This is a genomic window from Pseudomonas ceruminis, assembly GCF_021602025.1.
Lineage (GTDB): Bacteria > Pseudomonadota > Gammaproteobacteria > Pseudomonadales > Pseudomonadaceae > Aquipseudomonas > Aquipseudomonas ceruminis.
This window is the reverse complement of record NZ_BQHW01000005.1, coordinates 210,330-225,672: the sequence shown is the minus strand read 5'-3', so window position 1 is coordinate 225,672 and position 15,343 is coordinate 210,330. Positions and strand designations below refer to the sequence as shown.

Below are 15,343 nucleotides of genomic sequence, written 5' to 3'. Positions count from 1 at the left end.
TCAGGGCTGTTTGGTGCGGGTGGAGTGGACGACGTGCAGATAATGTTCGGCGACGTCGAGCATACGGTTGGCAAACCCCCATTCGTTGTCGAACCAGGCCAGCAGGTTCACCAGGCGAGGGCCTGAGACGCGGGTCTGGCTGGCATCGACGATCGCCGAATGCGGGTCATGGTTGAAATCACAGCTGGCATGGGGCAGCTCGGTATAGGCCAGCAAGCCTTTCAGCGGGCCGTCCAGCGCCGCCTCGCGCAGTACCCGGTTGACCTCGGCTGCGCTGGTGTCGCGGGCGGTCTGCAGGGTGATGTCCAGGCACGAGACGTTAACGGTCGGCACACGTACCGCTTTGGCCTGGATTCGCCCTGCAAGTTCCGGCAGCAGGCGTTCGATGCCGCGGGCCAGGCCGGTGGACACCGGGATCACTGACTGGAACGCCGAGCGCGTGCGGCGCAGGTCTTCGTGGTGGTAGGCATCGATCACCGGCTGGTCGTTCATTGCCGAGTGAATAGTGGTGATCTGCACGTATTCGATGCCGAACGCCTGGTCCAGCACCCGCAGCAGCGGTACGCCGCAGTTGGTGGTGCAGGAGGCGTTGGACACCAGCAGCTCGGTGCCACTCAGGCGATCCTGGTTGATGCCGTAGACCACCGTGGCATCCACATCGGCTTCGCTGGCCATGGGTTGGGAGAACAATACCCGTGGCGCACCGGCATCGAGAAAGCGCTGGCCGTCGGCGCGGGTGTGGTAGGCGCCGGAGCACTCCAGCACCAGGTCGATGTCCAGGGCCGCCCAGTCGACGCCCTCGGGGGTGGCACTGCGCAAGACCTTCACGCAGTCGCCATTGATATGCAGACAATCGCCGTCGACCCGCACTTCGCCCGGAAAGCGGCCGTGGGTGGAGTCGAAGCGTGTCAGGTATTCCACGCTGGCCTGATCGGCCAGGTCGTTCAATGCAACGATCTCGAAACCGGCCTTGGCCCCCCGCTCGAACAATGCGCGCAGGACACAGCGGCCGATGCGGCCATAACCGTTGAGTGCAACTTTGTAGGGACGCGGGTGGGGCATAGGTAGCTCTTGAACTCCGGCGGTTGAACGGGGCCGCCGTGCGGCCCATTCGCGGCACAAGGCCGCTCCCACAGGGTACTGCGGCGTATGCAGATCCTGTGGGAGCGGCCTTGCGCCGCGAATGAGGGCCTGCGGCCCTCACTTTGCCTGTATCAGTCTTCCAGCAGCTCTTCGGCGGTGCCCAGGATGTTCTCCAGGGTGAAGCCGAACTCCTCGAACAGTGCGCTGGCTGGAGCCGATTCACCGTAGGTGGTCATGCCGATGATACGGCCTTCCAGGCCGACGTACTTGTACCAGAAGTCGGCGTGGGCGGCTTCGATGGCGATACGCGCACCAACTTCCAGCGGCAGTACGGACTGCTTGTAGGCCGCGTCCTGGGCATCGAACACGCTGGTGCTCGGCATCGACACGACGCGGACCTTGCGGCCCTGCTCGGTCAGTTTGTCGAACGCCTGAACGGCCAGGCCCACCTCGGAACCGGTAGCGATCAGGATCAGCTCAGGCTCGCCGGCGCAGTCCTTGAGCACGTAACCACCACGGGAAATGTCGGCGATCTGGGCAGCGCTACGGTCCTGGTGCTGCAGGTTCTGGCGCGAGAAGATCAGCGCCGAAGGGCCGTCCTTGCGCTCCAGGGCGTGCTTCCAGGACACGGCCGATTCGACCGCGTCGGCTGGGCGCCAGGTGTCCAGGTTCGGCGTGCTGCGCAGGCTGGCCAACTGCTCGATCGGCTGGTGAGTCGGGCCGTCTTCGCCCAGGCCGATGGAGTCGTGGGTGTAGACGTGGATGACCCGCTGCTTCATCAGCGCGGACATGCGCACGGCGTTACGGGCGTACTCCATGAACATCAGGAAAGTGGCGCCGTAGGGCACCAGGCCGCCGTGCAGGGCAACACCGTTCATGATTGCGGTCATGCCGAACTCGCGCACGCCGTAATACATGTAGTTGCCGCTGGCGTCTTCATGGCTGACGCCCTTGCAACCTTTCCACAGGGTCAGGTTGGAACCGGCCAGGTCAGCTGAGCCGCCCAGCAGCTCAGGCAGCAGAGGGCCGAAGGCATTCAGGGTGTTCTGGCTGGCCTTGCGGCTGGCGATGGTTTCACCCTTGGCGGCGACTTCAGCGATGTAGGCAGCGGCTTTTTCCGAGAAGTCTGCCGGCAGTTCGCCGTTCAGGCGGCGCTTGAGTTCGCCGGCCAGCTCAGGGAAGGCAGCAGCATAGGCGTCGAAACGCTTGTTCCACTCGGCTTCGGCCTTGGCGCCTGCATCCTTGGCGTTCCACTCGGCATAGATGTCGGCAGGCACTTCGAACGGGCCGTGGTTCCAGTTCAGTTCCTTGCGGGCCAGGGCGATCTCGTCGTTACCCAGTGGCGCGCCGTGGCAGTCTTCCTTGCCCTGCTTGTTCGGCGAACCGAAGCCAATGATGGTCTTGCAGCAGATCAGGGTCGGCTGCTCGCTCTTGCGAGCGGTGTCGATGGCCATCTTGATTTCATCGGCATCGTGACCGTTGACGTTGCGGATGACTTGCCAGTTGTACGCTTCGAAACGCTTGGGCGTGTCGTCGGTGAACCAGCCTTCCACTTCGCCGTCGATGGAGATGCCATTGTCGTCGTAGAAGGCGACCAGCTTGCCCAGGCCCAGGGTACCGGCCAGCGAGGCGACTTCGTGGGAAATGCCTTCCATCATGCAGCCATCGCCCAGAAACACGTAGGTGTTGTGGTCGACGACGTTGTGGCCTTCACGGTTGAACTGGGCGCCCAGCACTTTCTCGGCCAGGGCGAAGCCCACAGCGTTGGCCAGGCCCTGACCCAGCGGGCCGGTAGTGGTTTCGACGCCCGGGGTGTAGCCGAACTCCGGGTGGCCCGGCGTGCGGCTGTGCAGCTGACGGAAGGCCTTGAGGTCGTCGATGGTGACGTCGTAACCGGTCAGGTGCAGCAACGAATAGATCAGCATCGAGCCGTGGCCGTTGGACAGCACGAAGCGGTCACGATCGGCGAAGTTCGGGTTGCTCGGGTTGTGCTTCAGATAATCGCGCCAAAGCACTTCGGCGATATCCGCCATGCCCATGGGGGCACCTGGGTGGCCGCTGTTGGCCTTTTGCACGGCATCCATGCTGAGTGCACGAATGGCGTTGGCACGTTCACGACGGCTGGGCATCGCTTATCTCCTGGGGCTTGAATAGGTGGTGTTACGAAAAAGGCGCCCATTTTCCCCCACTGGGGAGCTGGGGGCAAACATTTAAGCTGCTGGCGGCACGCTTTACGTTGCCAGACGAAGCCGATCTGCGCGCCAAGCCCCTCTATTACTGCAGCCTTGAGCTTATGGCTCGCAGCTCATCGCCAATATCAAAACTTTTTGATATTGGCCTTGCTAGGGCAACGATGCCTGTCTAGACTGCCGCCTCATGAACCTTCGCGCGCAACCCATTCCCCAGCAAAGCGACACCCTGGCTGCCCTGTGCAAAGCCAGTGGCGATGAATTGCGCCTGAATGTATTGCGTGCCCTGGCCAGCGATTCGTTCGGCGTATTGGAACTGGCGCAGATTTTCGGCATCGGCCAATCGGGCATGAGCCATCACCTCAAGGTGCTGGCCCAGGCCGAACTGGTGGCCACCCGCCGCGAAGGCAACGCGATCTTCTACCGCCGCGCCCTGCCTGACAGCCAGCGCCTGGGCGGGCGCCTGCACACGGCGCTGCTCGAAGAGGTCGACGACCTGAGCCTGCCGCACGACGTCCAGGCCCGCATCGCCCAGGTGCAGCAACGCCGCGCTGCCACCAGCCAGGACTTCTTCCTGCGGGTGGAAGAGAAATTCCGCGCCCAGCAAGACCTGATCGCCGGCTTGCCGCAGTACCGCGAAAGCCTGCTGGCGCTGCTCGACACATTGAATTTCGACCCGACCGCCAGCGCACTGGAAGTCGGCCCCGGTGACGGCGGTTTTCTGCCCGACCTGGCCCGGCGCTTTGCCACCGTGACCGCCTTGGACAACAGCCCGACCATGCTCGAGCTGGCGCGCCAGGTGTGCGAACGCGAACGCCTGGGTAACGTAAACCTGCAGTTGGCCGATGCACTGGGTGCAACGGATGTGGAAGCCGACTGCGTTGTGCTGAACATGGTGCTGCACCATTTCAGCGACCCGGCCCTGGCCCTGCGCCTGCTGGCCAAACGGGTGAAGGCAGGCGGCAGCCTGCTGGTCACCGAACTGTGCAGCCATGACCAGGGCTGGGCGCGGGAAGCCTGCGGCGACCTTTGGCTTGGTTTTGAACAGGACGACCTGGCCCGTTGGGCCAACGCTGCCGGGCTGGCCCCGGGGGACAGCCTCTACGTAGGCTTGCGTAACGGTTTCCAGATACAGGTCCGCCATTTTCAGCGGACGACTGGCGACACACACCATCGGTAAATTTTAGGAACCCGTCGAGATGAGCGAATACTCCCTTTTCACCTCCGAGTCCGTGTCCGAAGGGCATCCGGACAAGATCGCCGACCAGATTTCGGACGCGGTCCTTGATGCCATCATCACCCAGGACAAATACGCCCGTGTGGCGTGCGAAACCCTGGTCAAGACCGGTGTCGCCATCATCGCCGGCGAGGTCACCACCTCGGCCTGGGTTGACCTGGAAGACCTGGTGCGCAAGGTCATCATCGACATCGGCTACAACAGCTCCGACGTTGGCTTCGACGGTGCCACCTGCGCCGTCATGAACATCATCGGCAAGCAATCGGTGGACATTGCCCAAGGTGTCGACCGCTCCAAGCCGGAAGACCAGGGTGCCGGCGACCAGGGCCTGATGTTCGGCTACGCCAGCAACGAAACCGACGTCCTGATGCCAGCGCCGATCTGCTTCTCGCACCGTCTGGTCGAACGCCAGGCCGAAGCCCGCAAGTCCAAGCTGCTGCCATGGCTGCGCCCGGACGCCAAGTCCCAGGTCACCTGCCGCTACGAGAACGGTAAAGTCGTCGGCATCGACGCGGTGGTCCTGTCGACCCAGCACAACCCTGAGGTCTCGCAAAAAGACCTGCAGGAAGCGGTGATGGAACTGATCGTCAAGCACACCCTGCCGGCCGAGCTGCTGCACAAGGACACCCAGTACCACATCAACCCGACCGGCAACTTCATCATCGGCGGCCCAGTGGGCGACTGCGGCCTGACCGGTCGCAAGATCATCGTCGACTCCTACGGGGGCATGGCCCGCCACGGTGGTGGCGCGTTCTCCGGCAAGGACCCGTCCAAGGTCGACCGTTCCGCCGCGTATGCCGGGCGCTATGTGGCCAAGAACATCGTGGCCGCCGGTCTGGCCGAGCGTTGCGAGATCCAGGTGTCCTACGCCATCGGCGTAGCCCAGCCAACCTCCATCTCGATCAACACCTTCGGCACCGGCAAGGTTTCCGACGACAAGATCATCCAGCTGGTGCGCGAGTGCTTCGACCTGCGCCCGTACGCCATCACCAAGATGCTCGACCTGCTCCACCCGATGTATCAGGAAACCGCTGCCTACGGTCACTTCGGCCGCACCCCGCAGCAGAAGACGGTCGGCGACGACACCTTCACCACCTTCACCTGGGAGCGCACCGACCGCGCCCAGTCGCTGCGTGACGCTGCCGGCCTGTAATTGCCCTACAGCGGTAAACGAAAGCCCCTGCCGAGTGATCGGCAGGGGCTTTTTTGTGACATATCGGCTGACAACTGCACACCGTACCCGCAGGCAACATTGCCTAGGCTGAGGCTTCCACCCGCCATGCAAGGATGCTGGCCATGCCGCTGCTATTGCTCGTTGCCCTGTTGTTCCACGTTCATACCACTCAGGCCTCCGACTGCCCGGCCTGGTCGGCCGCCCGGGCCACCACGGAGGTCGCCAGATTGCGCGAAACCCTTGGCCAATGGGACGACCACTATCACCGCCTGGGTGAAACGCGGGTGGCTGACGAGCTTTACGACCAGAGTCGTCAGCACCTGCAACAGTTGCAGCGGTGCTTTGCGCTCGCAGGCGAACAGAACCCGCTGGCCAGCGCCCGCGGGCCGGTCGCCCATCCGATCCCCCACACGGGCGTCGACAAGCTGTCGGATGCCCAGGCCGTAGCTCGCTGGATGGCCGGTAAAAGCGGCCTTTGGCTGCAACCGAAGGTCGACGGCGTGGCAGCCACGCTGATCTACCGCCAAGGCCGGCTGGTGCAACTGCTCAGCCGCGGGGACGGTGCTCACGGGCATGATTGGAGCCGCCACATACCGGCCCTGGGCACCGTCAACCGGCAGCTATCGCAGCCGTTGGACCTGGTTGTACAAGACGAGCTGTATCTGCGCCTTGAAAACCATGTGCAAGCCCAGGATGGCAGCGCCAACGCCCGCAGTACCGTGGCCGGCTTGCTGGCGCGCAAGCAACTGGGCAGCGAGCAAGGCGCAGCGATCGGCCTGTTCGTCTGGGACTGGCCGCAGGGGCCGGACAACCAGGCCGAGCGCCTGGCTCAGTTGGCGACGCTGGGCTTCCCAGACAGCCAGCGCTACAGCACCGCCATCAACACCCCAGATGAAGCCGCGCACTGGCGTTTGCACTGGTACCGCTCGCCACTGCCGTTCGCCACCGATGGGGTGATTCTGCGCCAGGACAGCCGCCCGGCGGCCGAGCGCTGGCAGCCCCATGCGCCCTACTGGATCGCGGCGTGGAAATACCCCTTTGCCCAGGCGCTGGCACAGGTGCGTGATGTACGTTTCGTCATTGGCCGCACCGGCAGGGTCACGCCACTGCTCAAGCTGTACCCGGTGGCCCTGGATGACCGCCGGATCAGCCAGGTCAGCCTCGGCTCCTTGGCCCGCTGGCAGGCGCTCGACATTCGTCCCGGCGACCACGTGGCAATCAGCCTTGCCGGGCTGACCATCCCGCGCTTCGAGCAGGTGGTTCACCGCGCCAGCGAGCGCCAGCCAGTAGCCGCCCCCGAACCCGGCCGCTATGGGCCACATAGTTGCTGGCAGGCAAGTGACGGCTGCGAAGAGCAATTTGTCGCCCGCCTGGTATGGCTTAGCGGCAAGCACGGGCTGGCCATGCCTGGCACCGGCCCCGCTACCTGGCGGCGGCTGGTACAAGCCGGGCTGGTCACATCGATGACGGACTGGTTGGCACTTGATACCCGGCAATTGGTGACCCTGCCGGGCATCAGCGACACAAGCGCCAGGCGTCTGCAGCGCAGCTTCCAACTGGCCCGCACCCGGCCGTTCGGCCATTGGCTGAAAGGGCTCGGCGTACCCGCACCCGGCAACGTGCCACCGGATGAACACTGGCTGACGCTTGCTGGCCGGTCCGTCAGCGACTGGCAGACTCTGCCCGGCATCGGTGAAACACGCGCCAGGCAGCTTGCGAGTTTTTTCGCCAGTGCTGAGGTGCAACGCCTTGCCACCCAGTTGGCAAGCAGCGGGGTCGACGGCTTCCAGATGGCCGATACCCCCCACTTGCAACAGATCACGCCCTGAACGCGTACAAGGCAATGCTGAATCTCAGCCAGAAAAATCCATCAAGGGTTTCTAATTCGGCAAAACCAAGGCAGGATTTCCCCAATTTTTGCTGCCCCGCCCCGTTCAGGAGGCTTTTTCATGAAACGCATTACCACGCTGTTCCTGCTGGCAACCCTAGGCCTGTCGACCCAGGCCATTCACGCCGCCGAAGAAGAACCTGGCCTCACCGGTTGCGCCGCCAAGCGTCAGGCCATCAGCGCACAGATCGACCAGGCCAAAGCCAACGCCAACAGTGACCAACAGGCGGGCCTGGAAAAAGCCCTTGCCGAAGTCGAGGCGCACTGCACCGACGCGAGCCTGCGCAAAGAGCGGGAGCAGAAAGTGCTGGAAGCGCGTCATGAGGTCAACCAACGCACCAAGGACCTGGACAAAGCCATGAAGAAGGGCGACTCGGAGCGCATCAACAAGCGCAAAGACAAGCTTGCCGAAGCGAAAAAGGAACTGCAGGAAGCCGTCGACGATCTAGAACGGTGACAGCGACTAGGCGCAGGTTGCTTGTAGGATTTTTCTGAAATTAGCCGCTAGAGATTTCACCCAGTCGTAAGGAAAGGGCAATATCGCAGCGCTTACTGCCATATGCCCCTACAAGGAGGCACCCATGAAACTTCTTTCTTACTTCGCGTTGCTGGCCATTTTCAGCGTCAGCGCCACTGCTGGGGCGGCTCAGCCCACACCAGGGCTGACCGGTTGCGCTGCCAAGCGCAGCGCCATTGAACACCAGCTTGAATACGCCAAGGCTCACAACAACGCGGGCCAAATCAGCGGCCTGGAGAGGGCCCTGAAGGAAAATAAAGAGCACTGCACCGATGAAGGCCTGAAACAGGAGCGCGAGCAGAAAGTGCGCAAGGCCGAAGCCGAGGTGCAGGAGCGCGAAGCAGACCTGAAAGAGGCGCAGGCCAAAGGCGACCAGAGCAAGATTGCCAAGCGCGAGAAGAAACTGGCCGAGGCCAAGGCAGAGCTTGAGCACGCCAAAGCCGAACTGACCCAATAAACACAGCGCTCGACACACAGCCAACCAGCGGCCTGCAGCCGCTGGTTGGCGCCGTCAGTGGTTGCGAAACTCCGTGTGGCAGGCCTTGCAGGCTGCCTCGACCTTGTCCATCGGTGCCTTGAGCGTCGCGACGTCCAACGGTTGCTTGCGCGTGACCGCCAGCAATTCACCTGTCACCCCCTCCAACTGTTGCGCCAACTCATGAAAGCGCGCCTGGCGCTCCCAGACTTCAGGGCGCGCACTGCTTTGACCCTCGTCCCTGATCTGCGGGAAATGCTGCCAAGGTGCATGAGCCAGGCCATCGAGCCTCTGCGCTTGCTCCGCGAATTTCGCCCCGTCGAACGGCAAACGCCCACGCAGCATGCCGCCCATGTCTTCGCTGGTATTGAGCATCTGTTTGAAGATCGCCTTGCGCTGGCCCAAAGGTGAGTTAGGATCGACACGGTCGCAGGCCACCAGGGACAGGCTGACCAGCAGCACGGCTGTGAAACATTTGAACATCACGGTCACATTGGCAGAGGGAAAGGGCCAACAGTATCCTCGCCTGCTCGACAAAGACCAATACCCTTACGAACACTATGGGCAGCCACCCGCCGCTGCCCTCCAAGGATTCAGCCATGAAATCTGCTCTGCGCCATCTCGCCTGGGCGCTACCAGCCCTGGCCTTGCTGGCCGGCTGCAACGGCGGCGAAAACGCCAAGCCCGAACCCCATGCTATTGCCACTTATGCCCCAGCGGCCTGGGACGACCTGCCCAGTGTCAGCGACAGCGACCTGCTGGCAGGTTTCAACGCCTGGCGCGTTGGCTGTGAAAAGCTCAGGCGTGACCCGGTATGGGCCGCCACCTGCGAAGCGGCGATGCCGATCGCGCAGGATGCGGCCCAGGTGCGCACGTTCCTGCAGCAACAACTGCAGGTCTACGGCCTGCGCGCCTCCGACAACAATGCCAATGGCCTGATCACTGGTTACTACGAACCGGTCTACCCCGGCAGCCTGAAACGCACCGAGGCGGCGCACGTGCCCGTGTATGGCATCCCGCAAGACATGATCGTGGTCGACCTGGCAAGCCTCTACCCCGAGCTCAAGGGCAAGCGCCTGCGCGGACGCCTTGAAGGCCGCGTGCTCAAGCCCTACGACACGGCCGAAGTCATCTACCGTGACGGCGCCAAGGCACCGGTACTGGCCTGGCTGACCGATCCGATGGACCTGCAATTCCTGCAGATCCAGGGCTCCGGCCGGGTTCAACTGGAAGATGGCCGGCAACTGCGCCTGGGCTATGCCGACCAGAACGGTCACCCGTATCGGCCCATCGGCCGCTGGCTGATCGAACAGGGCCAATTGCAGAAGGAAGACGTGAGCATGGGTGCCATCCATGCCTGGGCGCAGGCCAACCCCCAGCGGGTACCTGAACTGCTGGCGAGCAACCCCAGCTATGTGTTCTTCAGCACCCGACCAGACAGCAACGAAGGCCCGCGCGGCTCGCTCAACGTGCCCCTTACCGCCGGTTACAGCGTTGCCATCGACCGCAAGGTGATCCCACTGGGCAGCCTGCTGTGGCTGTCCACCACACGCCCCGACGGCTCGCCGGTGATTCGCCCGGTGGGTGCCCAGGACACGGGGGGTGCAATTACCGGAGAAGTGCGAGCGGACCTGTTCTGGGGCACCGGGCCAGAGGCCGGTGAACTGGCAGGCAACATGAAGCAGCAGGGGCAGATCTGGATGCTCTGGCCTAAAGGCAAGCCGCTGCCGGAAGTGCCGAAAGTTCTGTGACACGGAGCTGAATGCTTCGCAGGCGCCCCCGCTCCCACAACTCGATGGTCCAGCAGGGACCTGGTGGGAGCCGGCGTTGCTGCCAAGCCGGCCCCCACGAGTCGGGTTATCAGATCGAAACCACAAAGAACGACACGATCAGCGCCAAACCGGCAAACCACACCACCGAGCGCAACGCCGCCCAATCGGCCAGATAGCAAATGATGTAGAGCAAACGGCTGGTGATGTACAACACCCCCAGCACGTCCTGCGTCACTTGCTCGGCGTTACCGACGATATCGGCGACCAGCACTGCCGCGGCAAATGCCGGGAACGCCTCATAGCTGTTCTGCTGCGCAGCATGCGCGCGGCGTGGCAGCCCTGAAAGGGTGTCCAGAAACGCGCGCGGATCATGATTGTCCTTCAGGCCGAAACGGCCACTGCTCACCTTGGCGATCAAGGCACACAGCGGCGGCAAGACCAACGCGATCAGGATGCACCACAGGGCAACGGTCATGGACAGGGTTCCTCGTTCGATCAATGTTCGGGTTAGAGCTTCATCACCAGCATGCCTGCCAGCACAAGCCCGCAAGCTAGGAGTCTGGGTCCGCCAAAAGGTTCTTTGAGGTAACGCATGCCCAGCAATACCACCAGAATCACGCTCAGTTCGCGCAAGGCCGCCGCCTCGGCCACCGAGCCCAGGTGCATGGCCCATAGCACCAGCGCATAACTGAACAGCACGCAGAACCCTACCGCCAGGCCCAGGCGCCATTGGGTGCGCCAGAACAACACGAAGGGTGCACGCCGCACCACACTGGCCAGAACCGGAAATGGCCAGGCACTGAGCAAGGTCAGCCACACCAGGTAATCCCAGGGCTTGCCCCACAGCCGCACTGCCTGCCCGTCGAACCAGGTGTAGCAGCCGATGCAAAGGCCGATCAGCGCCACCACCGGCAGCATTGACCAAGGCAAACGGTCTCCGCCGCCACCTTGCCACAGCAGGCAAGCCATACCGCAAGGGATCAACAGGATGCCGATGATCTGCTGCTGGCTCAGCGTCTCGCCGGCGAACGCCAGGGTCAGCCCCAGCACCACTAACGGCGACAGGCCGCGCATCAGAGGATAGACCAGCCCCAGATCACCGACTCGGTAGGCCTGGATCAGCAGGAACCGGTACAACTGCTCGGCCAGCGCCGAGGCCAGCAGCCAAGGCCAGATTTCAGCCGGAGGGACATCGACGAAGCCCACGGCGAGTACCGCGAAGGCCAACGCCACCGTGTCCATGCTGGCGATCACCAGCACGCGTTCGCCACTGAATTTGATCAGGGTGTTCCAGGTCGCATGCAGCAGGGCGGCGACCAGTACCAAGGAAGTTGCCAACACGCGTTCAGGTCCTTGTCACGTTTCCAGCGGTGACTATATAGCCTTCCAAGGGTGGCGCGGCAGCTGCAAATGGCAGGCGTTCCTGAACGTTTCCGACATTATCGGTCAAATGCTGTGTCCCGAACCCCTCGCCAGGTCATCAAAGAACTGCCCGAGCCATTCGGGTACGACTTGGAAGCCACTGTTACAGGATTCGGGATGCTTGAATTAGTTGCCGCGTTTATCTGCCTCACTACCCTCCTCACCTATGTCAATTACCGTTTCATCGGCCTGCCACCTGCCATTGGCGTGATGGTCACGGCGCTGCTGTTTTCCCTCATCTTGCAGGGCTTGAGCCTGATCGGCTTCCCCGGACTGGAGGAACGCGTCGAAGGGCTGATGAACCAGATCGATTTCAATGACCTGCTGATGCACTGGATGCTGGCGTTTCTGCTGTTCGCCGGCGCACTGCACGTCAACCTCACCGACTTGCGCAGCTATCGTTGGCCGATCGGCCTGCTGGCAACCCTGGGGGTGCTGATTGCAACCGTGGTGATCGGCTACCTGTCGCATTGGGTGTTCGCGCTGTTCGGCTGGCATGTACCGTTGATCTACTGCCTGTTGTTCGGTGCGCTGATTTCGCCCACCGACCCAATCGCCGTGCTCGGCGCGCTGCGTACCGCCAACGCCTCCAAGCCGCTGAAGACCACCATCGTAGGTGAATCGCTGTTCAACGACGGCACTGCGGTCGTGGTGTTCACCGTGCTGCTGGGCATCGTGCAGTTGGGTGAAACGCCCAGCATCACCGACACGGCGATCCTGTTCGCCCATGAAGCCATCGGCGGCGTGGTGTTCGGTGGCGTGATCGGCTATGCCACTTACCGCATGATCAAGAGCGTCGAGCAATACCAGGTCGAGGTCATGCTGACCCTGGCGCTGGTTATCGGCGGTTCGGCGATGTGCTACGAACTGCATGTCTCGGCGCCGATCGCCATGGTGGTGGCGGGGTTGATCATCGGCAACCTGGGGCGCAACCTGGCGATGAACGACATGACCCGTCGCTACATGGACGGTTTCTGGGAATTGATCGACGACATGCTCAACGCGCTGCTGTTCGCCTTGATCGGCCTTGAGCTGTTGCTGCTGCCGTTCAACTGGATGCACCTGGCAGCAGGGGGTGTGCTGGCGCTGGCGGTGCTGCTGTCTCGACTGCTGACTGTCGCCCCGGCGATCTTGCTGTTGCGCCGCTGGCGCAGTGTGCCCAAAGGCACTGTGCGGGTTCTGACCTGGGGTGGCCTGCGTGGCGGCGTGTCAGTGGCGCTGGCCCTGTCGCTGCCGCTGGGTGAGGAACGTGACCTGTTGCTGTCGATCACCTACATCGTGGTGCTGTCCTCGATCCTGGTGCAGGGGCTGAGCATTGGGCGGGTGGTGCGCAAGGTCAGCGCACCCTGAAAGGCCAGGGCCGCTTCGCGGCCCAATGGCCAGTCACTCCACCGCGGAGTCCGGGAACTGGTCCTGCACGTACTTGATCTCGGTCCGCCCGTGGGGTGCCGGCAGGCCATCCTCGCCAAGGTTGACGAAGACCATACGGTCAACCGTGAGAATGCTCTTGCGGGTGATCTTGTTACGCACTTCGCAGCGCAGGGTGATCGAGGTGCGGCCGAATTCGGTCGCGGTGATGCCCAGCTCGATGATGTCGCCCTGACGCGAGGCGCTGACGAAGTTGATCTCCGACATGTACTTGGTCACCACCCGCTGGTTGCCCAGCTGGACGATGGCGTAGATCGCCGCTTCTTCGTCGATCCAGCGCAACAGGCTACCGCCGAACAGGGTGCCGTTGGGGTTGAGGTCTTCGGGTTTTACCCATTTGCGGGTGTGAAAGTTCATCTGTACTCCTGACCTGCTTGGCTAACGTGTAGCCATGATGGCAGAGCGGCCGCCGCCACTCCATTGAACATCGACTATCGTCGCGATAAATCGACAGAAAGCCTTGGGTGTGTCACACAGCCACGGCTATAATCCCTGCCGATTCACATGGTAGCCATTAGCGGTGCCATGCCCGCCACCCGTCCGAGGGGCGCTGCAGCAGGTCATCCTGTCAGGCTCGGATGGGGCGTTGTCCGCTCCCGCGGACGCTTAACGCACAACGGCGCCCATTCGCACACTACGAATGGAGGCTCTAATGAGCGCTGTAAACACGCCTGCAGGTTTTTCCGACTTCAAGGTCGCCGACATCTCCCTGGCCGACTGGGGCCGTAAGGAAGTCATCATCGCCGAATCGGAAATGCCCGCGCTGATGGGCCTGCGCCGCAAGTATCAAGCCGAGCAACCGCTCAAGGGCGCCAAGATCATCGGCTGCATCCACATGACCATCCAGACCGCAGTACTGATCGAGACCCTGGTCGCCCTGGGCGCCGAAGTACGCTGGTCGTCGTGCAACATCTTCTCCACCCAGGACCAGGCCGCTGCCGCCATCGCCGCTGCCGGTATCCCGGTTTTCGCCTGGAAAGGCGAGACCGAGCAAGAGTACGAGTGGTGCATCGAGCAGACCATCCTCAAGGATGGCCAGCCATGGGATGCCAACATGGTGCTGGATGACGGCGGTGACCTGACCGAAATCCTGCACAAGAAATACCCGGCCATGCTGGACAAGATCCATGGCGTGACCGAAGAGACCACCACCGGCGTGCATCGCCTGCTGGACATGCTGGCCAAAGGCGAGCTGAAGGTCCCGGCCATCAACGTCAACGACTCGGTCACCAAGAGCAAGAACGACAACAAGTACGGCTGCCGTCACAGCCTGAACGACGCGATCAAGCGCGGTACCGACCACCTGCTGTCGGGCAAGCAGGCCCTGGTGATCGGCTACGGCGACGTGGGCAAGGGCTCGGCCCAGTCCCTGCGCCAGGAAGGCATGATCGTCAAGGTCACCGAAGTCGACCCGATCTGCGCCATGCAGGCCTGCATGGACGGCTTCGAAGTTGTCTCGCCCTTCAAGGACGGTATCAACACGGGTACCGAGGCCGGCATCAATGCCGACCTGCTGGGCCGCATCGACCTGATCGTCACCACCACCGGTAACGTCAACGTCTGCGACGCCAACATGCTCAAGGCCCTGAAGAAGCGCGCCGTGGTCTGCAACATCGGTCACTTCGACAACGAGATCGACACCGCCTTCATGCGCAAGAACTGGGCATGGGAAGAGGTCAAGCCGCAGGTCCACAAGATCCACCGTACCGGCGCTGGCACCTTCGACCCGCAGAACGACGATTACCTGATCCTGCTGGCCGAAGGCCGCCTGGTGAACCTGGGCAATGCCACCGGCCACCCGAGCCGCATCATGGATGGTTCGTTCGCCAACCAGGTGCTGGCACAGATCTTCCTGTTCGAGCAGAAGTTCGCCGAACTGCCTGCCGCCAAGAAGGCTGAGCGCCTGACCGTGGAAGTACTGCCGAAGAAACTCGACGAAGAAGTGGCCCTGGAAATGGTCCGCGGCTTCGGTGGCGTGGTGACCCAGCTGACCCCGCAACAGGCCGAGTACATCGGTGTGACCGTCGAAGGCCCGTTCAAGCCGGACGCCTACCGCTACTAAGCGGCAAGCTTGCAGCCTCAAGCGACAACCATGCCGTTGTCGCTTGAGGTTCAGGCGCCCAGGATCTTGAACGATGCCCAAGCCAGATCGGCCATC

14 protein-coding genes and 1 riboswitch are annotated in these 15,343 nt (G+C 62.7%); of the genes, 8 read left to right on the top strand and 6 right to left on the bottom strand.

The features are described 5' to 3' along the window. Together epd and tkt are read right to left on the bottom strand one after the other, a co-directional pair. Entirely contained in the window at positions 1–1,062 is a 1,062-nt protein-coding gene (gene epd / locus L6D80_RS08520; protein WP_054900291.1) for an erythrose-4-phosphate dehydrogenase, read from the bottom strand. A gap of 152 nt (positions 1,063–1,214) precedes the next feature. Further along, positions 1,215–3,212, bottom strand: coding sequence for a transketolase (gene tkt / locus L6D80_RS08515; protein WP_054900292.1), 1,998 nt, complete (start codon positions 3,210–3,212; stop codon positions 1,215–1,217). Positions 3,213–3,459: 247 nt separating this feature from the next. Between tkt and L6D80_RS08510 the strand changes: the two genes are divergently transcribed. From L6D80_RS08510 to L6D80_RS08490, 5 genes are all read left to right on the top strand, one after another. Beyond that, on the top strand, positions 3,460–4,452 hold the full coding sequence (locus tag L6D80_RS08510) for an ArsR/SmtB family transcription factor (protein WP_054900293.1): 993 nt from the start codon (positions 3,460–3,462) through the stop codon (positions 4,450–4,452). Positions 4,453–4,471: 19 nt separating this feature from the next. Beyond that, on the top strand, positions 4,472–5,662 hold the full coding sequence (gene metK, locus L6D80_RS08505; protein WP_054900294.1) for a methionine adenosyltransferase: 1,191 nt from the start codon (positions 4,472–4,474) through the stop codon (positions 5,660–5,662). Between the two features lie 143 nt (positions 5,663–5,805). Beyond that, the gene (gene ligB, locus L6D80_RS08500) at positions 5,806–7,512 is read left to right on the top strand and encodes an NAD-dependent DNA ligase LigB (RefSeq protein ID WP_176512554.1); all 1,707 of its coding nucleotides are present in this window, start codon (positions 5,806–5,808) and stop codon (positions 7,510–7,512) included. Positions 7,513–7,632: 120 nt separating this feature from the next. Next, entirely contained in the window at positions 7,633–8,028 is a 396-nt protein-coding gene (locus L6D80_RS08495; protein ID WP_054900296.1) for a DUF1090 domain-containing protein, read from the top strand. 124 nt (positions 8,029–8,152) lie between these two features. Next, on the top strand, positions 8,153–8,545 hold the full coding sequence (locus L6D80_RS08490) for a DUF1090 domain-containing protein (RefSeq protein WP_054900297.1): 393 nt from the start codon (positions 8,153–8,155) through the stop codon (positions 8,543–8,545). A 54-nt stretch (positions 8,546–8,599) separates the two neighbouring features. Here L6D80_RS08490 and L6D80_RS08485 read toward each other — a convergent pair whose 3' ends face one another. Continuing rightward, complete coding sequence (locus L6D80_RS08485) at positions 8,600–9,046, bottom strand: c-type cytochrome (RefSeq protein ID WP_054900298.1); 447 nt, start codon at positions 9,044–9,046, stop codon at positions 8,600–8,602. A gap of 116 nt (positions 9,047–9,162) precedes the next feature. Here L6D80_RS08485 and mltA point away from each other — a divergent pair, with 116 nt between their 5' ends. After that, positions 9,163–10,314, top strand: coding sequence for a murein transglycosylase A (gene mltA / locus L6D80_RS08480; RefSeq protein WP_176512555.1), 1,152 nt, complete (start codon positions 9,163–9,165; stop codon positions 10,312–10,314). Positions 10,315–10,423: 109 nt separating this feature from the next. Here mltA and L6D80_RS08475 read toward each other — a convergent pair whose 3' ends face one another. Continuing rightward, the gene (locus tag L6D80_RS08475) at positions 10,424–10,810 is read right to left on the bottom strand and encodes an MAPEG family protein (RefSeq protein WP_054900300.1); all 387 of its coding nucleotides are present in this window, start codon (positions 10,808–10,810) and stop codon (positions 10,424–10,426) included. A 32-nt stretch (positions 10,811–10,842) separates the two neighbouring features. Further along, a complete protein-coding gene (locus L6D80_RS08470; RefSeq protein ID WP_176512556.1) occupies positions 10,843–11,676 on the bottom strand; it encodes an EamA family transporter in 834 nt (277 codons plus the stop codon). A gap of 198 nt (positions 11,677–11,874) precedes the next feature. On the opposite strand from L6D80_RS08470, the gene L6D80_RS08465 reads away from it, so the two are divergent. Beyond that, a complete protein-coding gene (locus L6D80_RS08465) occupies positions 11,875–13,107 on the top strand; it encodes a cation:proton antiporter (RefSeq protein WP_054900302.1) in 1,233 nt (410 codons plus the stop codon). Positions 13,108–13,140: 33 nt separating this feature from the next. On the opposite strand, the gene L6D80_RS08460 is transcribed toward L6D80_RS08465, so the two are convergent. Then, complete coding sequence (locus L6D80_RS08460) at positions 13,141–13,542, bottom strand: acyl-CoA thioesterase (protein WP_054900303.1); 402 nt, start codon at positions 13,540–13,542, stop codon at positions 13,141–13,143. 179 nt (positions 13,543–13,721) lie between these two features. Continuing rightward, positions 13,722–13,817, top strand: a riboswitch (S-adenosyl-L-homocysteine riboswitch). A gap of 20 nt (positions 13,818–13,837) precedes the next feature. Here L6D80_RS08460 and ahcY point away from each other — a divergent pair. Next, positions 13,838–15,247 carry an adenosylhomocysteinase gene (gene ahcY / locus L6D80_RS08455; protein WP_054900304.1) on the top strand — a complete coding sequence of 470 codons (1,410 nt, stop codon included), beginning with the start codon at positions 13,838–13,840 and terminating at the stop codon, positions 15,245–15,247. The last annotated feature ends 96 nt before the right edge of the window (positions 15,248–15,343 follow it).